Annotated in this window: 20 protein-coding genes and 2 riboswitches; of the genes, 7 read left to right on the top strand and 13 right to left on the bottom strand. The window is 67.7% G+C overall.

All coding sequences use genetic code 11. From position 1 onward, the window contains the following. Complete coding sequence (locus NTH_RS21130) at positions 1-771, top strand: cobalt-precorrin-6A reductase (protein ID WP_338532188.1); 771 nt, start codon at positions 1-3, stop codon at positions 769-771. Here NTH_RS21130 and NTH_RS21125 read toward each other — a convergent pair. Genes NTH_RS21125 through NTH_RS21095 form a run of 7 tightly spaced genes read right to left on the bottom strand, consistent with a single transcriptional unit; the run spans position 735 to position 8,914 of the window. Further along, positions 735-1,499, bottom strand: a complete 765-nt coding sequence (locus NTH_RS21125; RefSeq protein ID WP_338532187.1) for a precorrin-3B C(17)-methyltransferase — start codon at positions 1,497-1,499, stop codon at positions 735-737. The genes NTH_RS21130 and NTH_RS21125 overlap by 37 nt on opposite strands. Then, complete coding sequence (locus NTH_RS21120; RefSeq protein WP_338532186.1) at positions 1,496-2,236, bottom strand: precorrin-2 C(20)-methyltransferase; 741 nt, start codon at positions 2,234-2,236, stop codon at positions 1,496-1,498. Before NTH_RS21120 ends, NTH_RS21125 begins: the two co-directional genes overlap by 4 nt. Further along, positions 2,233-2,865 carry a precorrin-8X methylmutase gene (locus tag NTH_RS21115; protein WP_338532185.1) on the bottom strand — a complete coding sequence of 211 codons (633 nt, stop codon included), beginning with the start codon at positions 2,863-2,865 and terminating at the stop codon, positions 2,233-2,235. The genes NTH_RS21120 and NTH_RS21115 overlap by 4 nt, the downstream gene beginning before the upstream one ends. Then, entirely contained in the window at positions 2,865-4,070 is a 1,206-nt protein-coding gene (gene cobG / locus NTH_RS21110; RefSeq protein ID WP_338532184.1) for a precorrin-3B synthase, read from the bottom strand. Before cobG ends, NTH_RS21115 begins: the two co-directional genes overlap by 1 nt. Continuing rightward, positions 4,067-7,417 carry a cobaltochelatase subunit CobN gene (gene cobN / locus NTH_RS21105; RefSeq protein ID WP_338532183.1) on the bottom strand — a complete coding sequence of 1,117 codons (3,351 nt, stop codon included), beginning with the start codon at positions 7,415-7,417 and terminating at the stop codon, positions 4,067-4,069. Before cobN ends, cobG begins: the two co-directional genes overlap by 4 nt. Before the next feature lie 4 nt (positions 7,418-7,421). Further along, complete coding sequence (gene cobW, locus NTH_RS21100; RefSeq protein WP_338532182.1) at positions 7,422-8,459, bottom strand: cobalamin biosynthesis protein CobW; 1,038 nt, start codon at positions 8,457-8,459, stop codon at positions 7,422-7,424. After that, positions 8,456-8,914, bottom strand: coding sequence for a DUF1636 family protein (locus NTH_RS21095; protein WP_338532181.1), 459 nt, complete (start codon positions 8,912-8,914; stop codon positions 8,456-8,458). The genes cobW and NTH_RS21095 overlap by 4 nt, the downstream gene beginning before the upstream one ends. Positions 8,915-8,953: 39 nt before the next feature. Continuing rightward, a riboswitch (cobalamin riboswitch) is annotated at positions 8,954-9,159 on the bottom strand. A gap of 61 nt (positions 9,160-9,220) precedes the next feature. Continuing rightward, a riboswitch (cobalamin riboswitch) is annotated at positions 9,221-9,418 on the top strand. Positions 9,419-9,452: 34 nt separating this feature from the next. Between NTH_RS21095 and NTH_RS21090 the strand changes: the two genes are divergently transcribed. From NTH_RS21090 to cobO, 4 genes are read left to right on the top strand one after another with little or no spacing between them, the layout of a single operon-like run. Then, on the top strand, positions 9,453-9,635 hold the full coding sequence (locus NTH_RS21090) for a CbtB domain-containing protein (protein ID WP_338532180.1): 183 nt from the start codon (positions 9,453-9,455) through the stop codon (positions 9,633-9,635). A 15-nt stretch (positions 9,636-9,650) separates the two neighbouring features. Continuing rightward, on the top strand, positions 9,651-10,397 hold the full coding sequence (locus NTH_RS21085) for a CbtA family protein (RefSeq protein WP_338532179.1): 747 nt from the start codon (positions 9,651-9,653) through the stop codon (positions 10,395-10,397). Further along, positions 10,390-10,929: a bifunctional adenosylcobinamide kinase/adenosylcobinamide-phosphate guanylyltransferase gene (gene cobU / locus NTH_RS21080; RefSeq protein ID WP_338532178.1), complete on the top strand. Its 540-nt coding sequence runs from the start codon at positions 10,390-10,392 to the stop codon at positions 10,927-10,929. The genes NTH_RS21085 and cobU overlap by 8 nt, the downstream gene beginning before the upstream one ends. Before the next feature lies 1 nt (position 10,930). Then, entirely contained in the window at positions 10,931-11,545 is a 615-nt protein-coding gene (gene cobO, locus NTH_RS21075; protein WP_338532177.1) for a cob(I)yrinic acid a,c-diamide adenosyltransferase, read from the top strand. A 109-nt stretch (positions 11,546-11,654) separates the two neighbouring features. On the opposite strand, the gene cbiB is transcribed toward cobO, so the two are convergent. Beyond that, a complete protein-coding gene (gene cbiB / locus NTH_RS21070; RefSeq protein WP_338532176.1) occupies positions 11,655-12,614 on the bottom strand; it encodes an adenosylcobinamide-phosphate synthase CbiB in 960 nt (319 codons plus the stop codon). Between cbiB and cobD the strand changes: the two genes are divergently transcribed. Beyond that, the gene (cobD, locus tag NTH_RS21065) at positions 12,613-13,653 is read left to right on the top strand and encodes a threonine-phosphate decarboxylase CobD (protein ID WP_338532175.1); all 1,041 of its coding nucleotides are present in this window, start codon (positions 12,613-12,615) and stop codon (positions 13,651-13,653) included. The genes cbiB and cobD overlap by 2 nt on opposite strands. After that, positions 13,650-14,156, top strand: coding sequence for a tyrosine phosphatase family protein (locus NTH_RS21060; protein ID WP_338532174.1), 507 nt, complete (start codon positions 13,650-13,652; stop codon positions 14,154-14,156). The genes cobD and NTH_RS21060 overlap by 4 nt, the downstream gene beginning before the upstream one ends. Here NTH_RS21060 and NTH_RS21055 read toward each other — a convergent pair. The 5 genes from NTH_RS21055 to NTH_RS21035 all read right to left on the bottom strand — a co-directional run bounded on the left by NTH_RS21055 (position 14,148) and on the right by NTH_RS21035 (position 19,864). Beyond that, positions 14,148-15,182 carry an ABC transporter ATP-binding protein gene (locus tag NTH_RS21055; protein ID WP_338532173.1) on the bottom strand — a complete coding sequence of 345 codons (1,035 nt, stop codon included), beginning with the start codon at positions 15,180-15,182 and terminating at the stop codon, positions 14,148-14,150. The genes NTH_RS21060 and NTH_RS21055 overlap by 9 nt on opposite strands. Then, a complete protein-coding gene (locus NTH_RS21050; RefSeq protein ID WP_338532172.1) occupies positions 15,179-16,237 on the bottom strand; it encodes an ABC transporter ATP-binding protein in 1,059 nt (352 codons plus the stop codon). The genes NTH_RS21055 and NTH_RS21050 overlap by 4 nt, the downstream gene beginning before the upstream one ends. After that, positions 16,234-17,190: an ABC transporter permease gene (locus NTH_RS21045; protein WP_338532171.1), complete on the bottom strand. Its 957-nt coding sequence runs from the start codon at positions 17,188-17,190 to the stop codon at positions 16,234-16,236. The genes NTH_RS21050 and NTH_RS21045 overlap by 4 nt, the downstream gene beginning before the upstream one ends. Positions 17,191-17,193: 3 nt before the next feature. Beyond that, on the bottom strand, positions 17,194-18,174 hold the full coding sequence (locus NTH_RS21040; protein ID WP_338532170.1) for an ABC transporter permease: 981 nt from the start codon (positions 18,172-18,174) through the stop codon (positions 17,194-17,196). A gap of 70 nt (positions 18,175-18,244) precedes the next feature. Continuing rightward, entirely contained in the window at positions 18,245-19,864 is a 1,620-nt protein-coding gene (locus NTH_RS21035; RefSeq protein ID WP_338532169.1) for an ABC transporter substrate-binding protein, read from the bottom strand. Positions 19,865-20,034 lie beyond the last annotated feature (170 nt).

The raw sequence follows: 20,034 nt of genomic DNA, 5'->3' as shown, positions 1-20,034 counted from the left end.
ATGACCACCCATATCCTCATTCTCGGCGGAACCGGCGAGGCGCGGCAATTGGCGGAACATCTCGCGGCGCGGGGCGATCTGCGCGTTACCACTTCGTTGGCCGGACGCACCCGCACGCCACGGCCACTGGCCGGCGAAACGCGCGTCGGCGGTTTCGGCGGCGCGGAGGGACTGGTCCGCTATCTGCGCGAGAACGATATCGGCCTGCTGATCGACGCCACGCATCCTTTCGCCGCGCGCATGGCGCGCAACGCGGCGGAGGCCGCCGCCATAACCGGCGTGCGCCTCGTCACGCTGACGCGGCCCGCCTGGGAGCCGGGGGAGGGCGACGACTGGCGAATGGCGAATGACGTGGCAGAGGCGGCCGGACTTCTGGGCGCCGCGTCGCGCCGCGTCTTCCTGGCGATAGGCCGGCAGGAGGTGGCTGCCTTCGCCCAAGCGCCGCAGCATCACTATCTCATTCGCAGCGTCGAGCCGGTCGATCCCGCGCACCTGCCGCCGCGCGCGACCTGCATCCTGTCGCGCGGGCCTTTTTCTGAAGATGACGAACGGGCGCTGCTGATCCGGCACGGATGCAAAACGATCGTTGCCAAGAACAGCGGCGGGACGGCCACCTATGGAAAGATCGCCGCCGCCCGTGCGCTCGGGCTGCCGGTGATCATGGTCGTCCGGCCGAAGCAGGCCAGTGCTGCCGTCGTTCACACCGTAGGGGACGCCGTGAAGCAGGTCGAGGCTCATCTCATCGGCCTTTCCGCGGAACGCGGCGCATAGACCAGCGGGGACAGGCCGTCGCGCGCGATCATGCGGGTCTCTTGCGAACCAACGATCACGCAGGTGGCCATGTCGGCCATTTCGGGCTGCGCCTCGTCCAGCCGGACAATCGATATGCGCTCGTCGGGCCGCCCGGCGGCGCGGCCGAAGATCACCGGCGTTTGCCCGGAGAGCTTTTCGCGCAGAAGTTCGAAGGCACGGCCGAGCTGCCAGGGCCGGGCGCGGCTGATCGGATTGTAGAGCGCGATTACGAAACCGGCGGCGGCGGCGGCGGCAAGCCGTTCCTCGATGAGCGCCCACGGCTTCAGATTGTCCGATAGCGAAATCGCGCAGAAATCGTGGCCGAGCGGCGCGCCGACCCGTGCGGCCACCGCCAACATGGCGGTGATGCCGGGGACGATCTCCAGATCCAGCCGCCGCCATTCGGCCGGGCCATGCTCAATGGCTTCGCAGACGGCGGCCGCCATGGCGAAGACGCCGGCATCGCCGCCCGAGACGACCGCCACATGCCGGCCCGAGGCCGCCATTGCCAGCGCCGCCCTGGCGCGGGCGAGTTCCTCGCGATTGTCGGAGGCGTGGCGGGTCTGCCTGTCGTTGAGGTCGAGCCGGTCGAGATAAGGGCCGTAGCCGAAGAAATCGCTGGCCGCGGCGATTGCCGTGCGCGCCTGCGGCGTCATTTGCGCAGGGTTGCCGGGACCGGTGCCGATGATGACGAGACGTCCGCTCATGCGACAGCCTCGTGCGGCCTGTCCTGCCAGCCCGGCCCGAGGATCAGCGAGAAATAGGGGGCTTCATCGTCCGGCTTGTTGCAAAGCGGGCGGGTCAGCGTGTTTTCCATCGTGCCGCGCTCCACATAGAGCGCGCCGTCCATCCTGCCGGCGGCGGCGAGCGCGCGGCGGATCTTCGGCAGGTTGCGGCCGACCTTCATGATGACGAAGCCCTGCGTGTCGGAAAGCCGGCGCACGAGCTCGGCTTCCGGCAGCGTGCCCGGCAGGATGCTCAATATGTCGTCGCCCTGCACGATGGGCAGGCCCGCCTGCGACCAGCAGCCGGACATGGCGGTGATGCCGGGGATCACCCGCGTCGGATAAAGGGGCGCGAGCCGCACATGCAGATGCATGTAGGAGCCGTAGAACAAGGGATCGCCCTCGCTCAGCACCGCCACGTCGCGGCCTTCGCTGAGATGGCTTTCGACCCGGCGCGCGGCCTCCTCGTAGAACCCGGCTATGGCGCCGATGTAGTCGATATGCGCCTTGTCGATTTCCGTGGTGACGGGATAATCGAGCGGCAGTTCGATAACGGAGGGCTTCAACAGGCCTTCGACGGTGCGCCGGGCATTGCCCTTGCGCCCGCGCTTGGCGAAATACGCGACCACTTCGGCCTGCTGCAGGGCGCGCAACGCCTTCAGCGTCAGGAGGTCGGGATCGCCGGGGCCGGTGCCGACGCCAATCAGTGTTCCCTTCATAGCCCGGCCCTCGCCAATGCGTTGACGGCGGCCGCCGTCATGGCGCTGCCGCCCATGCGGCCGCGAACGATGGCGAAGGGGATGCCATGGCTGCCTGCGGCCAATGCCTCCTTCGATTCGGCCGCGCCGACGAAGCCCACGGGCATGCCGATGATGGCCGCGGGCCTGGGCGCGCCCGCATCGATCATGTCGAGTAGGTGGAAAAGGGCGGTCGGCGCATTGCCGATGGCGACCAGCGCGCCTTCCAGCCTGTCGCGCCACAATTCCAGCGCCGCCGCCGACCGGGTGTTGCCGAGCTTTTCGGCAAGCGCCGGGGTGCGCTCGTCGCGCAGGGTGCAGATCACCTCGTTGCCGGCCGGCAGGCGTGTAGCGGTGACGCCCCGCGCCACCATCTCGGCGTCGCACAGGATCGGCGCGCCCGCCTTGAGCGCCGCGCGCGCCTGCCCGACGAAGTCCGTCGAAAAGACGAAATGCGCCGCCGCCTCGACCTGCCCGCAGGCGTGGATCATGCGGATCGCAATATCGGCCTCTTCATCCGAAAAGCGCGAAAGGTCGGCCTCGTTGCGGATGATGGCGAAGGATTGTTCGTAGATGGCATTGCCGTCGCGGATGTAGTCGGTTTGCGGCATCAGGCGGTCTTTCGCGATGGGGTCGAGCGCAGCGCTTCCGCCCGCTCGACAAGGAAGGTGCGGAGATATGCCGGGGCGGTCGTGCCGTCGGCGGTAACGACGAACGCGCCCTCGCGGCCGATCAGGCTGACGCAGTCCCCGGTCGGCTGGGCGCAGCGCTTTTCGCAGCCGGACACATGCAGGCGGAAGGTGCCGTCGATCAGCCCGGCGGCGGCGGCTTCCTCGGCCAGCGCCTTGGTGCCGAGATGGGCGGAGGCGCAGAAGGGCGCGCCGGCGCAGGCGGATATGGCAAGACGCGGATCGGTGGTCTCGATGATGAAGCCGAAATGTCTGGCAGCGAGACGAAGGGTGCCTTCCTCGCCTGCCGGCAGACCTAGCACCAGCAGCCCGCCGCCGGGCGCCAGACGGATTTCCCTAGCGTTGGATGCCGCTTCGCACAGGGCTATGAGATGGGCCGCGCGCGCCTGGCCGAAGGGCAGGGCGAAGCCGATCGCATGGGAATTATCGCTCAAGTCGAAGGTGCCGATCGGCTTGGCGCAGCTGCTTGCGGCAAGGTCGTTTGCCGGCTGCAATTCTTCCGTGAGGTCGAAGAGATCGCGGTGGTCCAGATGGCGCGCGCGCGCTTCGCAACCTTTTTGCGCGAGCAGGCGGAGGATCGCCATGCTCGCGGACAGCACCGCCGCTTCGCCGCCGGCGCCCAGCCAGCGGGCGGTTCGGCGCGCCCCACCGATGCCGATCCGCCATTCGCCGCCACCCAGCGCCTCGAGCTTTATGTCGGCGCCGATTTCGCCGAGATGCAAGGGTCCGCCGCCGTCGACCGTGACGGAGACTTTCGGGGCGAGCCGCAGTTCGGCGGCTTGCGCGGCAATTGCGCTGGCAAGGCCACGTGGGTCTGCGATCTCGTCGACGGCAAGTCCGGCCAGCGGCCCGGTTTCGACGGCGAGGCCGCTGGCGATGCCGAGGTCCAAATCGGCCATGAAGTCATCCAGAAGCGGCGCGGTTCGCGCGGTCAGGCCGCGGATCTGCAGATTGCCGCGCGTGGTGATTTCCAGAAGCCCGTTGCCGAAGCGATCCGCCGCCTGCGCGATCTGCGCGAGCTTGGACGGCGTGAGGCGTCCGTGGGCGGGCGCCAGCCGTACGAGCAGGCCATCGCCGGTCTGCATCGGCTGGGCCAGGGAGGGGCAGGCGCCGCGCCGCAGGGTCATGCCGTCGCCTCCTCGCTCTCGGCCTCGGCGATGAGCGCCGCCAGGTCGTCGTCGATCGTGTTGCGGCGCGCGTGCCACAGGCCGCGCCGGCGCGCGGACCGAAAGCGCTCGCCCATGGCGCGGGCCGCAGTGGGGTTTTCGTGGAGCAGAAAGCCGCGCACCGCCTCATCGCCAAGATAGGCGTCGAAGACGGCGTCGATCAGCGCGCTCGAAACGGCCTCGGTGGCCTCGGCGAAGCCGACCAGCCGGTCGACCGTTTCCGTCAGCTCGGCCGCGCCGCGCGGACCGTGCCGCATCTGGCCGGCGATGAACCGGGGATTGATGGCCCGCGCCCGCACCGTGCGTGCGATGGCCTGCGCAAGCGAGCGGGCGCGCGGACGTTCGGGGTCGGTGGTATCGAGCACTACCACATCGGCCTTGCCGCCGAGCGCCGCCACGGCGGCGGAAAAGCCGCCGATGAAGGCGACATCGGCGGAGCCCTCCAATATGTCGCGGCCGGCATCGTCGCCGGTGTGGATCAGCATGTCGGCTCCCGCCACCTGTGCCGCGAAGGCGCCGGGCAGGCTGCGCCCTTCCCCTTCCGCTCCGCCGAAGGCGTGGGAGGCGGCGTCGAGATAGGCCTGCCCGAGCTCAGTGCGCTCCCGCCAGTCGCCGCGCGACAGGCGCTCCTCTATGCCGGCGCCATAGGTGCCGGGCGCCGAGCCGAATATGCGGGCCGGGGTCTTGCCGGTGGCGCGCGCCGCGGCGGCGAGCGGGTTTTCGCCGTCCGCCTCGTCGCGCGCGGCGACCGCCGCTATCGCCGTGTCGAGAAGTGCGATCTGGGTCGGGAACATATCACGGAACAGGCCGGAAATGCGCCAGGTGACATCGATGCGCGGCCGCCCGATGCTGGCCGGTGGCAGCACCTCGATGCCGATGAGGCGGCCGGTGGCGTTGTCCCATTGCGGGCGGCATCCCATCAGAGCGAGCCCCTGCGCGATCTCCTCGCCGCCGGTGCGCAGGCTGGCGCTGCCCCACAGATCGATCACGAGCGCACGCGGCCAATCGCCGTGCTCTTGGCAGTAGCCGCGCACGGCTTCGTCGGCCGCCATTTGCCCGAGCGCGGTCGCCGTCGGCGTCGGCAGGGTGCGCGGGTCGGCGGTAAAGAGGTTGCGGCCGGTGGGCAGCACGTCGGTGCGACCGCGCGCCGGCGCGCCGGAAGGGCCGGGCGGGATATGGCGGCCGTCCAGCGCGGCCAGAAGGGCGGTGCGCTCGGCCTCCGCGCAGGCGGCGCGTTCGGAGCTCTCGGGCGTGTCGCCGGGTCGCTGGCCGCGCCCATAGATGTGCAGCCCGTCCTTGATGGCGAAATCCTTGAGGTCGCACAGCCAGGCGTCGATCTTCATCAGTGCGGTGTCGGTGTCGCCCGTATCTTCCACCCCCGCCTCGCGCGACAGGCCGGTGCGCTGCGCCGTCTCGACGATCAGCCTGGCCAGCCGGTCGCGGCGGCGGCGGTCGAGCCCGTCGGCCTGGGCATATTCGTCGACCAGCCGTTCGAGCTCGCGCTCTTCGTCGGAAAGTCCCGCGCCGGCGAGCGGCGGGGTCAGATGGCCGAGCGTGACCGCCCCGATGCGCCTTTTCGCCTGGGCCGCCTCGCCGGGATTGCTGACGATGAAGGGATAGACGACCGGCAGGGCCCCGGTGACGATTTCGGGAAAGCAGGTTTCCGTCAGCGCGACGGTCTTGCCGGGCAGCCATTCCAGCGTGCCATGCGCGCCCACATGGACGAGCGCGTCCGCCTCAAGCTTCTCGCGCAGCCATGCGCCGAAGGCGAGCAGCGCGTGGCGGGGGGCGAGCGCCGGATCGTGATAGTCAGCGCGCCGGTCGGCGGCACTGCCCCGGTCGGGCGCGAGCGCCACGCTGACATTGCCGAAATGGGCGGCGCGGAAGCGGAATTCTTTGTCTTCCGCCTCGCCCCAGGTTTCTTTGACAGCGTTGCGCGCGGCTTCGGGAAGGCGGTCGAAAAAGGGCCGGTAGTCGGAGAGGGGGAGAGATCCTGATGCTTTTTCCAGCAAGCGCATCAGATCGCGCGATGTTGCCGGGATTTCGCCCACCCCATAGCCGGCTTCCTTGAGGTCGTGCAGCATGGCAAGCACGCTGGCCGGCACGTCGAGGCCGACGGCATAGCCGGTGCGGCCGGGCGCGCTCGGATAGTCTGGGATGAGGATGACGATGCGGCGCTCTCCGCGCGGCTTCGCCTGCAGCGCCAGCAGAGCCGCGATGCGGGCGGCGGCCTGCTCGACGCGGGTCTCCTCCGGCCGGTTGCGCTGGATGCCGAAGGACAGGCCGTCATCGATGTCGGCTTCGTCCTTGAAGGAGATCGCGCCGGCCATGATGCGGCCATCCAGCTCCGGCAGGACGACATGCATGGCGAGATCGGCCGGCGCCAGCCCGCGCTGGCCCTCCTGCCAGGCCTTGCGGCGGGTGGTGGCGGTGATCACCTGGAAGACGGGCAGGCCCAGCCGGTCGAACAGCGTTTTCTCGCCAGGCTCCGCGCCGCTGGAAAAGGCGGTGGCGGTGACGAGAGCGGAAGGCCGCAGGCGCCCGGCCGCTTCCTGCACGAAGGCCGCCGCGTCCCCGTCGCGCAGGCTGGAGACGAAGATGGGGACGGCGAGGAAGCCGCGTTTCTCCAGCGCTGCGCTCAGCGCGTCGATGGGCGCCACGTCGCTGGCAAGCAGCATGGAGCGGTAGAACAGGATCGGCACGAGGGGGCGCGCCTCGTCCAACCGGGCGGTGAAGAAGTCGAGCGGCACGATACCGCGATCCGGCGCGTAGAACCCCGCCTTGGCGAGCGGCACCGGGGCGGGAGCCTCGATCCCGCGTCCCGCCAAAGAGGCCAGCCGCCGCGCCAGCGCGCGCATATTGCCCGGCCCGCCCTCGCGGAAATAGGCGAGCAGCGCCGCGCGTTCTTCCGCCGATACGGTGGAGCGCTCGGCAAGGCGCGAATCGTCCGCCTGGCCTTCGCCCGGCAGGAGTGCCAGCGCGATGCCCTTTTTCCGAGCCAGCGCGGCGAGCCGGTCGCAGCCATAGCGCCACCAGTCGTAGCCGCCGAGAACGCGGACCAGGATGATGCGCGCATGCGCCGCCACGGCGTCCACCCAAAGGTCCACCGACATGGGGTGGCGCAGATCACGCAGGGCGGCAAGCCGCATGGATGGCAGCGTATCGCGCTCGGCCCGCCAGGCCGCCGCCAGCCCCGCCAGATCGCTGTCGGTGAAAGACAGCGCCACCATATCCGCCGGCGCCTGCCGCAGATCGACGGGCTCGATCAGATCGTCAAGCGAAGCGGTGGTGGTGGCGAGGATATGCATCGGATCAAGTCATCAGAAGGCCTTCGATCCGCGCGCGGTCGATGCCTTTCAGCCCGATGATGACCAGGCGGCTCCGGGGCGTCTCGTCGGCCTTCCAGGCGCGGTCGTAATATTGCGAGACGCGCGGGCCGACCGCCTGCACGAGCAGCCGCATCGGCTTGTCCGTCACATGGGCGAAACCCTTGAGACGAAGCACCTCGCCGGTGTCGACGGCGGCGGTCACGCGGCGTTCCAGATCCTCGGGATGTGGCACCGCCGGCAGGTTGACGATGAAGGTGTCGAAATCGTCGTGCTCATGGTCATCCGCGCCGTCATGATGCGTTCTGCGGTTTTCTATATCGTCCTCGACCGCCAGGCCGAGGCCCAGAAGCAGCGCCGGATCGACCTTGCCATGGGCGCTCGGCACGATCTTCACGCTGCGCGCCAGATGCGCCTCGATGCGGCCCCTTGCGCGCTCATTGCCGGCCGCGTCGAGAAGATCGCTCTTCGACAGGATGATGAGGTCGGCGCAGGCGACCTGATCGTCGAACACCTCTTCGATGGGGTCGTCATGGTCGAGCGAATCGTCCGCCGCGCGTTGCGCGTCCAGCGCGTCGAGATCGGCGGCGACACGGCCTTCGGCCAGTGCCGGGCCATCGACCACGGCGATCACACCGTCCACCGTGACGCGGTTCCTGATGGCCGGCCACTGGAAGGCCTGCACCAGCGGCTTGGGCAGCGCCAGACCGGAGGTCTCGATCAGGATGTGGTCCACCTTCGGCTCGCGGGAGAGGATCTGTTCGAGCGCCGGCACGAAATCGTCGGCCACGGTGCAGCAGATGCAGCCATTGGCCAGTTCCAGCACGTTTTCCTCCGGGCAGTTCTCGATGCCGCAGCTCTTCAGGATCTCGCCGTCGATGCCGGCATCGCCGAACTCGTTGACGATGATCGCCAGCCGTTTGCCGCCAGCCCGCTCCAGGACGTTGCGGATGAGTGTGGTCTTGCCGGCGCCTAAAAAGCCGGTGACGACGGTGCAGGGGACGCGATCGGCGGACGCGGTCATGGCAGGTCCTTCAGGTTGTCGAAATTGGGGACGCGGGCGATGAGACCCCGCTTCAGGCTTTCGGGGCGGGCACGGAACGGCATGAAGCCGTCCGCCGACCGGGCGAAAAGCTCGGCGCCGGCGATGAGATCGGCACCGCTGTCGGTGGTGAGCTCGCCGAAGACATAGCTCCAGGCGCCGGGTTTGAGGATGGCGGCGCTGAGGCCACGCTTGCAGTTGCCCAGGCAGGCAACATGCCTGACGCTGACTTGGCTGTTCTCGCCCGCGCGCCTTGTATCGGCCGCCAGCAGCGAACCCGGGCGCGGGGAGACATCGGTCTCACCGGGATGCCGGCAGGAACTGCAGACGATGACGGTGACGCCATGCCGCGGCCCGGAATCGCCGGCGGTTTCATCGCAGTCCGCAGAGGGACGGTCGGTCAGGGGTTCGCGCGCAACGGCGCCGTCGATCGTCAAAACACATTCTCCTTGCCCGGGTCACCCGCCAGGCGGTCAGGATTTCTCGTTTCGACGGCAGGTTTCCTGGCTCGCGGATCGATGCTTTTGCCTGCCTTCCCAAAGCTTCAAGCCTCAGTGGCGTGTCGGCGAAAACTTTCCGCTTACAGTTGCGGGGACAGCTACGGCATTGGACGGAAGTCCGCACCGTATTCCCTCTTAGCTTCCTTCGTTGCGGAAGGAAGACCGTCAGCGATGCATTTAGAGCCGGCTCGTCCTTCCTGTCAATGCGCTCAACAAACCGTTTGCGGCGGGCCACATTTTCGTTATGGTCGGCGCGTCGCCGGTCCTCGAAAGGGACCAAAAGGGAATGCGGTGCGGCGCGAAAGCGCCAATGCCGCGGCTGCCCCCGCAACTGTAGGCGGAGAGTTCGCGTCCATCTGCCACTGAGGCTTGAAGCTTTGGGAAGGCGGGCAAGAACATCGACCCGCGAGCCAGGAAACCTGCCGGCGACCGAAAATTGACACCAATACCCTCGGGTGGAGGGGAGAGGACGGATATGGCGACACATGCTTCGACCACGCACGACGTGGCTTCTTCCGCACAATCTCGCAATTTGCAGCTCGCCCTGGCGGGGCTGCTCGGCATCTTCATCATCGGCTTCGTGGGCTTTTCACAGCTCCAAGCCATGCACAATGCCGGGCACGATTACCGCCACTCCATGGCGTTTCCCTGCCACTGACGAGAGGGTGAGATCATGAGTATTTTTCGCAACGTGGTGTTCGCCGCCGCGCTCGCCGGGCTGTGCGCCGGCATTGTCATGACGGTCCTGCAGACGGCTTTCACGGTTCCGCTGATCCTGCAGGCGGAGACGTTCGAGGCAGCGGGGTCCGGGCACAGCCACGAGGCGCATGGTGAAGCGGCCGGCGGCGCGGAGGATGCTGCCGCGGCACATTCCCACGACGAAGACGCCTGGGCGCCGGCCGACGGGTTCGAGCGGGCGGCCTATACGGCGCTGGCCAACATCGTCACCGGCATCGGTTTCGCGCTGCTGTTGCTGGTGGCGTCGGAATTCGCCGGCGGGCTCGCCAACTGGCGGCAGGGCCTGTTCTGGGGTCTTGCCGGCTTTGCCGCCTTCACGCTGGCGCCGGGGCTGGGCCTGCCGCCCGAACTGCCGGCCATGCCCGCGGCCGATCTGTTGTCCCGGCAGGTCTGGTGGATCGCCACGGTGGCCCTCACCGCCGCCGGCCTTGCGCTGATCGCGTTCCGCGCTTCGCCGCTCATGGCGCTGATCGGCGTGGCGCTGATCGTGGCGCCGCATGTCGTCGGCGCGCCCCAACCGGTAAGTCACGAGACGCCTGTGCCGGCCGACCTGCATCACCGCTTCGTGGTGGCCGTCACCCTTACGAACCTCGTGTTCTGGCTGGTTCTGGGAACCATGGCCGGGCTGGTGCGGACGCGTTTTGCCGCGCGGCTGGGCGCGCCGCGCGCAGGTCTTGCCTGATTCCGGGCTTGGTTCGGGGACCGGTCGCGGTCCGCTCAGCTTCGTGCTGGGCGGCGCCCGGTCCGGCAAGAGCGCGCATGCCGAAAGGCTGATCGAGGCGCATCCGGCGCCATGGTGCTACATCGCCACGGCGCGGGCGTTCGACGATGAAATGCGCGTGCGCATCGCCGAGCACCGCGCCCGCCGCGGTGGGCGCTGGCATACGCTGGATGCGCCCATAGCGCTCGCCGAGACGCTCGACAGCGTGCCGGACGGACAGCCTGTGCTGATCGATTGCCTGACCCTGTGGCTCACCAATGTGATGCTGGGCGAGCACGATGTGGAGGCGGCAAGCCGCCGGCTGTTGCGGGCGCTGACCGCGCCGCGCGGGCCATGGGTGGTGGTCTCCAACGAGGTCGGGCTGGGCATCGTGCCCGAGAACGCGCTGGCCCGCCGCTTCCGCGATGCGGCCGGCCGTTTAAACCAGCAGGTTGCGGCGGCCGCCGACGAGGTGACGCTGATGGTCGCCGGGCTGCCGATGAAGGTGAAATGACATGCGTGAAATCGATGAGAAGGAGGCCGAGCGCCACAAGGCCAAGATGGCCAAGCGAAAGGCCGTGCAGGATGCCGAGGTGGGCGGGAAGACCGTCGAGAAAGGTCTGCTGATCGTCAACACCGGCCCCGGCAAGGGCAAGACGACCGCCGCCTTCGGGCTGGCGCTGCGCATGCTGGGCCATGGCAAGCGGGTGGGCGTCGTGCAGTTCATCAAGGGCGCCTGGCACAGCGGCGAGAAGGATGCTTTCGCCGCATTCGGCGACCGCGTCTCATGGCACACGATGGGCGAGGGCTTCACCTGGGAGACCCAGGATCTGCAGCGCGACATCGCCGCCGCCGAACGCGCGTGGGAAAAGGCCGAGGTGCTGATGGCCGACCCCTCGATCAGCCTCGTGGTGCTCGACGAACTGAACATCGCCCTGCGCTACGACTATCTCGATCTGGAGAAGGTCGTCTCGTCGCTTCAGGCACGCAGGCCGGACCTTCACGTGGTCGTCACCGGCCGCAACGCCAAGCCGGCCCTGGTCGAGGCGGCTGACCTGGTGACGGAAATGGGGCAGGAAAAGCATCACTTTTCCGCCGGCGTGAAAGCGCAGCAGGGCATCGAGTTCTAAGGGGCGTTGCGGTGACGACGACCTTCATCCCTAGAGCCCGAAGGCTGCCTATCCGGAACCCGCGGCGTTGGAATCAGAGCTTCGAAAAAGGGAGGTGATGACGGGCGCATCAAACAAGCAGCGCTGCCGTTGCCGCCGCCAGCACGACCAGCAGGAGGTCCGCCGTCCAGTAAAGCCTGAGCGCGCGTCTGATGTCGGAGGCGTTTGCGTCGCGGCGGCCGCCTTCGCCCATAAGCGCGTCGTCGATCAGGATGCCGCCGTAGCGGCGTGGACCGGCAAGCGCCAGGCCGAGCGCTCCGGCCATCGCCGCTTCCGGCCAGCCGGCATTGGGCGAGCGGTGGCGGCTGGCGTCGCGCCAAACAGCGCGCCAGGCGGCGGAAGGGGAGGCGCCGGGCACGAAGAAGGCCGCGACGGTGAAGAGCAGGGCCGTCAGGCGCGAGGCCGGCAGGTTGACGAGATCGTCGAAGCGCGCGGCCGCCCAGCCGAAATCGGCATGGCGCGGCGTGCGGTGGCCGATCATGCTGTCGGCGGTGTTGACGGCCTTGTAGACCGTGCCGCCGGGCAGGCCGCCGACCGCCAGCCAGAACACCGGCGCCACCACACCGTCAGAGGCGTTTTCCGCCAGGCTCTCGATGGCCGCGCGGGCGATGCCGGCCTCGTCGAGGCTCTGCGGGTCGCGCCCGACGATCTGCGAGACCGCCTTTCGTCCGGCCTCAACGCCATCATTCTCCAGGGCGGCGGCGACGGCGGCCACATGGCTGCCGAGGCTACGCTGCGCGATCAGCGTGCTGCCGGCCAGCGCGGCGGCGAGCAGGCCGGCCCAGCCGTCGAGGAAACCTTGCAGGACGAACGCCGCGCCGCCGGCAACGGCCAGGGTGATGCCGAGGCCGGCGATGCCCATCAACCTGCGGCGCGCCGGCGCGTCCTCCTCACGGTTCAGCCATTCATCGAGCGCGGCGATCAGGCGTCCAATCCAGGTGACGGGATGGCCGATCAGCCGGTAAAGCCGTTCGGGATAGCCGATAGTCAGTTCGACGAGCAGGGCGAGGAAAGCGATGAGGGCGGACATGAAGCTTCATCTGCGTGAGGCGGGGCAGGCGGTGACCGATCACGGCGGCAGTCTGGCGCGTGCGGCGGCGCTGTTTCCGCATGCGCCGACGCCGTGGCTCGATCTGTCCACCGGCATCAACCCGCACTCCTATCCGCTTTTCGACCTGCCCGCCACTGCCTATCGGCGTCTGCCGGAGGAAGCGCGTGCGCAGGAATTAGCGGCTGCCGCCGCACGCGCCTATGGCGCGGAAAGCGCGGCGCATGTGGCCGCCGCGCCCGGCACGCAGATCCTGCTGCCGCTGGTAGCCTCGCTGGTCGATCCCGGGGCGGGGAAGGTGCTTTCGCCGACCTATGCCGAGCATGCCCGTGCCGCCGCGCTGGCCGGGCACCGGGTGGAGGCGGTGGAGCGCTTCGAGCAGCTTTTCGAGTCGAATCTTGCGATAGTCGTCAATCCCAACAATCCGGACGGGCGCGTGGTGCCGCGCGCGCGGCTGCTGGAACTGGCGGCGCATCTTGCGAAGAAGGGCGGGCTTCTGGTGGTGGACGAAGCCTTCATGGATGTTGGGCCGGGCGGCGAGAGTCTTGCGGGCGATGTGGGGGAGGGCGGCATCGTCGTGCTGCGCTCCTTCGGAAAATTCTTCGGTCTGGCCGGGCTGCGCCTGGGCTTTGCGCTCGCCGCCCCTGCCGTGGCGCAAAGGCTTGGCGCGTGGCTGGGGCCGTGGGCCGTCGCGGGGCCGGCAATGGAGATCGGCCTGCCCGCGCTGGACGACCGCAAATGGCAGGCGGCGATGCGCGAGACGCTGCGCGCGGAGGCAGCGAGGCTCGACGGGCTGCTGGAACGGTATGGGCTCGCAGTTTCCGGCGGCACCTACTTGTTCCGCTATGTGCTCACCCCGGCGGCGCCTGATCTGTTCGACTTCCTGGGCGGACGCGGTATTCTCCTGCGCAATTTCGCGGACCGGCCCGAGGCGCTGCGCATCGGGCTGCCGGGCGGCGAGGCGGAGTTCTCGCGCCTGGAGAACGCGCTGGAGAACTGGCGGAAGGGAGAAGGACGATGATCCATGTCTGCCCGCAAACGCAACTGGTGCGGACGCTTGAGGCCACCGGCGCCAGCCATTTGATCACGCTCCTGTCGCCGGATGCGGTGTTCGAGCGGCCGCCGGGCGTTGCCTCGGCCAGCCATCTGCACCTCGTCATGCACGATATTTGCGAGGCGCGGCCGGGCCTGATCGTGCCTTCGGCCGATCATGTGCGCACGATGCTCGACTTCGCGCGCAAATGGGAGCGCCGGACGCCGCTGGTGGTGCATTGCCAGGCCGGCATCAGCCGCTCGACCGCTGCCGCCTATGCCATCGCCGCCGCCTTGATGCCCAAGCGGGACGAGGCCGAGCTGGCGCAGATGCTGCGCGCCCGCGCGCCGAGCGCGACGCCGAACATTCTGGTCGTCGCCCATGCCGACCGGCTGCTCGGGCGCGAGGGGCGCATGGTGCGGGCGGTCGAGGCCATCGGCCGTGGAGCGGAGGCGTTTGAGGGAACGCCTTTTCATCTTCCCTTATTGTGAAGGATCGAACAGGTGGCAGCGGACCGCCGCCTCGCCCACGCGCTTCGGCAGGGGGATGTCGATGTCGCATTGCGGCAGGCGGGCCGGGCAGCGCGGGTGGAAATGACAGCCCGGCGGCGGCGTGACGGGATTGGGGATTTCGCCGGCGATGGCCAGCCGCTCCCTGCCCTCCATGGCAATGTCGGGAACGGCCTCCAGCAGCATCCTGGTATAGGGATGCTGCGGCGCCGAAAACAGCTCGCGCGCGGGCGCTTCCTCCACGAGACGGCCGAGATAGAGCACGCCGACGCGGGTGGCGACATGGCGCACCACGGCCAGGTTGTGGCTGATGAACAGGTAGGTGAGGCCGAGCCGCTCCTGCAGATCGCGCAAAAGGTTCAGCACCTGTGCCTGCACCGACACGTCGAGCGCCGAGGTGGGCTCGTCGCAGACGATGAATTTCGGTTCCGAGGCGAGCGCGCGCGCGATGGCGATGCGCTGGCGCTGACCGCCGGAAAATTCATGCGGGAACTTCTGCCCGTCGCGCGGGTCGAGGCCGACCAGCGAAAGAAGCTCGCCGACGCGCGCGTGCCGGTCTTTCGCGTCGGCGATCAGGCCGAAGGCGCTGATCGGTTCGGCGATAATTGCGCCGACGCGCCAGCGCGGATTGAGGCTGGCGAAGGGGTCCTGAAAGATCATCTGGATCTTGCGGCGCATGCGCCGTTCGGTCTCCATGCTCTTCTTGCCCCAGACATCGGTGCCGTCGATGACGACGGTGCCGGCGCTGGGTTTCAGAAGGCCGACGGCCATCCTGGCGATGGTCGACTTGCCGGAGCCGGATTCGCCCACCAGCGCATAGGTCTCGCCCTCCTTGATGGTAAGGTCGACGCTGTCCACCGCCGTTAGCGACACGCGGGCGCTGCGCTCGATCAGCCGGTTGAGCCAGGGTTTCGACAGGTCGAAGACGCAGCGCAGTCCCTGCACTTCGACGAGCGCCTTTCCGGCTTCCGCCGCTCCGGCATTGAGCCTTCTTCCGGTGACGTTCATCGGCCTGCCTCGCCGACGGGTTGGGGCAGGGCGATGCCGGCCGCCCTGGCGGCCTTCAGATTCTCCGCCGGCGCCGTGGCGGCTATTTCCGGCGCGTGCAGGAAGCAAGCGGCCGCGCTGGCGCCGGTCTCGTAGAGTGCGGGACGTTCGGCGGTGCAATGATCGAAACTGTAGTCGCAGCGCGGATTGAAGGCGCACCCGGAGGGAATGGCGCCAAGGCGCGGCATGGAGCCCGGAATCTGCGCCAGCATCTCGTCGGGGTCGCCAGTCAGCGAAGGGATCGCCGCCATCAGGCCGATCGTGTAGGGGTGCTGGGGGTGCTTGACCACGCTGCGCACCGGGCCGAGCTCGGCCAGCCGCCCGGCATAGAGCACGCAGACGCGATCCGCCGTCTCGGCGATCACACCCATATCGTGGGTGATCAGCAGGACGGCCGCGCCGCGCTCGGCGCATAGGCGCTTCAGGAGCGCGATGATCTGCGCCTGCACCGACACGTCGAGGGCGGTGGTGGGCTCGTCTGCGATCACCAGCTCGGGATCGGCGGCCAGCGCCAGCGCGATGACGACGCGCTGACGCATGCCGCCGGAAAACTGGTGCGGGTAGGCCGAAAGCCGCTCCCCGGCCGCCGGTATGCCCACTTCTTCGAGGAGCCGGCGCGCCTTGTCGCGGGCCTCGCCCGTCGTCATGCGCTGATGGGTAAGGATGGTTTCGACGAGTTGGTCGCCGATGCGGTAGAGCGGGTTGAGGCTCGTCAGCGGGTCCTGGAAGATCATGCCGATGCGCCTGCCACGGATGCGCCGCATGCGGTCCGGCGGCAGATCGTCGATGCGCTCGCCGGCCAGGCGGATTTCGCCGCCGGCGACGCGGCCGGGCGGCTCCAGCAGGCCTATGACGGCGGAGCCGGTGATCGACTTGCCGGCGCCCGATTCGCCGACCATGCCCAGCACCTCGCCGGGGGCGATGTCGAAGGACAGGTCGTCGATCGCCGTCAGCACGCCGCGGCGCGTCGGTATCTCGATGCGGAGGTTGCGGACGGAAAGGGTGGGTTCGGTCATCTGAGCTTCGGGTTCAGGGCGTCGCGCAGCCAGTCGCCAAGAAGGTTGACCGACAGCGCCAGGATGGCGAGCGTGATGCCGGGAAAGATGGTGATCCACCATTCGCCGGAGAACAGGAAATCGTTGCCGATGCGGATCAGCGTGCCGAGCGAAGGCTGGGTCGACGGCACGCCGACGCCGAGGAAGGAGAGGGTCGCCTCGGTGATGATGGCCAGCGCCAGGTTGATGGTCGCAATCACCAGCACCGGCCCCAGCACATTGGGCAGCACGTGCTTGAACATGATGGTGGCGGGGCGCAGCCCGATCAGCCTTGCGGCCAGTACATATTCCTTGTTGGCCTCCACCAGGACGGAGCCGCGCACCGTGCGCCCGTACTGCACCCAGAAGCTGAGCCCGATCGACAGCACGAGGACGACGAACACCACCCGGTCGTAGGACTGTGGGCCGGCCATGGCGCGCGCCACGCCATTGATGAGGAGCGCGATCAGGATCGCGGGAAAGGTCAGCTGCACATCGGCGATGCGCATGACGATGCTGTCCACCCAGCCGCCCAGATAGCCGGCGAGCAGCCCCAGCGTAATGCCGATCAGCATGGCGAAGACGACGCTGGCGAAGCCCACCGCCAGCGATATGCGCATGCCATAGAGGATGGTGGACAGGACGTCGCGGCCCTGGTCGTCGGTCCCGAGCAGGAAGCGCGGATCGCCACCCTCTTCCCAGACCGGCGGGTAGAAGCTGTCGAGAATGGAGATGGTGGCCGGGTCGAACGGATTGTGCGGGGCGATCAGCGGAGCGAACAGTGCCGCCAGCACGAAAAGCGACACCACGAGTGCCGAGACAACGGCGAGCGGAGACCGGGTGAAGGAGTACCAGATGTCCGAATCGAGCGCACGGGCCAGCCGGCCAGGTTCGGGCGCTTCGGGTTTACCCTGTGTGTCGGTGATCCTGGCCATGGCTTACCCCGCTGTCCCGCCGAGGCGGATGCGGGGATCGACCGCCACATAAAGCAGGTCGACGATGAAATTGATCAGCACGAACAGGAAGGCGATCAAAAGCAGATATGCCGCCATGATGGGGATGTCGACATTCTGCACGGCCTGCAGGAACAGGAGCCCCATGCCCGGCCACTGGAAAACCGTCTCGGTGATGATGGCAAAGGCGATGATCGAGCCGACTTGCAGGCCCGTGATGGTGATCACCGGCACCAGCGTGTTTTTGAGCGCATGGCCGAAATTGATGGCGCGCCGCGAAAGCCCGCGGGCGCGGGCGAACTTGATGTAGTCGGTGCGCAGCACTTCCAGCATCTCGCCGCGCACCAGGCGCATGATGAGCGTCATCTGGAACAGGCCGAGCGTGATCGACGGCAGGATCAGCGATTGCAGGCCGGACTTGGTCAGTAGGCCCGTTGTCCACACCCCGCCGAGATCGACGGTCTGGCCGCGGCCGAAAGAGGGCAGCCAGCCGAGATTGACCGATACCACGAAGATCAGAAGGATGCCGATCAGGAAGGTCGGCAGCGATACCCCGATGAGGCTGACGGCCAGGAAGCCGCGCGCCAGCCAGGTGTTGCGGTAGAGCCCGGTATAGACGCCCATCGGCACGCCCACCGCCAGCGCAAACAGCGCCGAAACCAGCGACAGTTCCAGCGTGGCGGGCAGGCGCGAGGCGATCAGCGAGGCGACCGGCTGCTTGAACTGATAGGATATGCCGAAATCGAACTGTGCCGCCTTCAGGACGAACCGGCCGAACTGCAGCAGAACCGGGTCGTTGAGACCCAGCGCCTCGCGCAGTGCGGCGCGCTCTTCCGGCGAGGTATCGACGCCGACGAGCTGGTTCACCGGGTCGCCGACGAAGCGGAACATGACGAAGGAGATCAGCGCGACGACCAGGATGACGCCGAGCGCCTGAACCAGCCTTTTGATGGCGAATGCAATCATGAACCCGGAACTCTGAAGCCTGCAGTGCGGCCCGCGCCGGCGGCGCGGGCCTGATGATGGGAAGCCGGCTTCAGTTCACCGTCGCCCAGTAGAACAGCACCTGGTTGTCCGGCCGCTGAACGATGTCGACGTTCTTGCGCTTGCCCCACACGAGCGACTGCTGGTGCAGCGGAATGTGCGAGGTCTCCCCGGTCATGATCGTGTAGGCTTCCTTGATCAGGGCGTCGCGCTTGGCCTCGTCGATCTCGACAACGATCTGTTCGGCCAGTGCGTCCACCTTCTCGTTGCAGTAGCCGCCGAGGTTGAACGGACCGCCGGCGCCCGTCTCGTCACGGCAGCCGGCGAGGTTGGTCAGAATGTTCCACGAATCGAACGAGCTGGGCGTCCAGCCGAGCAGGTAGAAATCCGTGTCGTAGCCGCCCGGCGCCAGCACCTTCGCGAAATACTGCGCCTTCGGCTGGGCGTTGAGGTTCACCGTGACGCCGATGCGGGCCAGCATCGACACGACGGCCTGGCAGATCGCCTCGTCATTGACATAGCGGTCGTTCGGGCAGTCCATGCCCACGGTGAATCCATCCGGATAGCCAGCTTCGGCAAGCAGGGCCTTGGCGGCGTCCGGATCGTAGGGCCAGCGCTCGAACTCGTCGGCATTGGCATAAAGATCGTTCGCTATCAGCAACGGCACGGGTGTCGCCAGGCCGCGCATGATGCGGTCCTTGATGGCCTCGATGTCGATGGCCTGGTAGACAGCCTTGCGAACATTCGGATCGCGGAACGGGTTCTTGCCCTTGACGTTCGAGGTGGGCAACTCGTCACGGATCTGGTTGAAGCCCAGATGGATGACGCGCAGTTCCGGTCCGACCAGCGCCTCGGTGTCGGCATTGTCGTTCACGCGCGGAATGTCCTGCACGGGGACGGGATCGATCAGGTCGACGTCGCCGGCCAGGAGTGCTGCGACGCGGGTGCCGTCGGCAGCGATCGGCGTGAAGACAACTTCCGTAAGATTGTGCTCGGGCGCGCCCCACCAATTGGAATTGGGCTTGAACACCGTCTTGATTCCGGGTTCGTGGCTTTCGATCACGAAGGGGCCGGTGCCATTGGCCTTGAAGGCCGCCGGACCAGGATTGGTGTCGCGCGCCGAGATGGGACCGACCGCGCCTTCCGCCTCGGCCCATTCCTTGTCCATGATGTACCATGTATCCCACTCGTAATGCAGGATGGGATTGGGCGTCTTAAGCTTCACCTCGACGGTGTGGTCGTCGATCTTCACCCACTCCGAATCCGCCGGAATGCGCGTCTTCAGGTCCGAACCCTCGGCCAGCACGCGCTCGGCGGAAAAGATCACGTCGTCTGCGGTAAAGTCATTGCCGTTGGCGAATTTGACGCCCTGGCGCAGGTGAAAACGCCATGTCAGCGGGTCAACGGTTTCCCAGCTTTCGGCAAGGCCGGGAATGATCGTGAGATCCTTGTCCCGCTTGGTCAGCCCCTCGAATACATTTCCGAGCATGCCGAGCGTGAACGTCTCGTTGAGCGAATAAGGATCGAGCGCGTTCAGCGTGCCCTGGAACGCATAGCGCAGGGTCTTGGCGCTGGCCTGTTGGGCGGCTGCCAAGGAAAGGCAGGCCGCGACGAAGGCAAGCCCGGCCCATCGCAAGGAAGTGGCAAAATATCTTGAAAGCGTTTGCGGCATCACCCGTTCTCCTCTTGGTATAGCTTCGGGTCGGACGGCAGTCATGATTGCCATCCGACCCTTGGCGTCTGTGCCGATTCGATTGTCCCCGGACGTGTTCCTAGGTGCCTTGGCACCCAGACATGTCTCATTTGTTTATTCATATTCCGACCGGCGACCGTAACGAAAGC

It is taken from the genome of Nitratireductor thuwali (genome assembly GCF_036621415.1).
GTDB lineage: Bacteria > Pseudomonadota > Alphaproteobacteria > Rhizobiales > Rhizobiaceae > Chelativorans > Chelativorans thuwali.
This window is presented reverse-complemented; position numbering and strand designations above follow the sequence as displayed.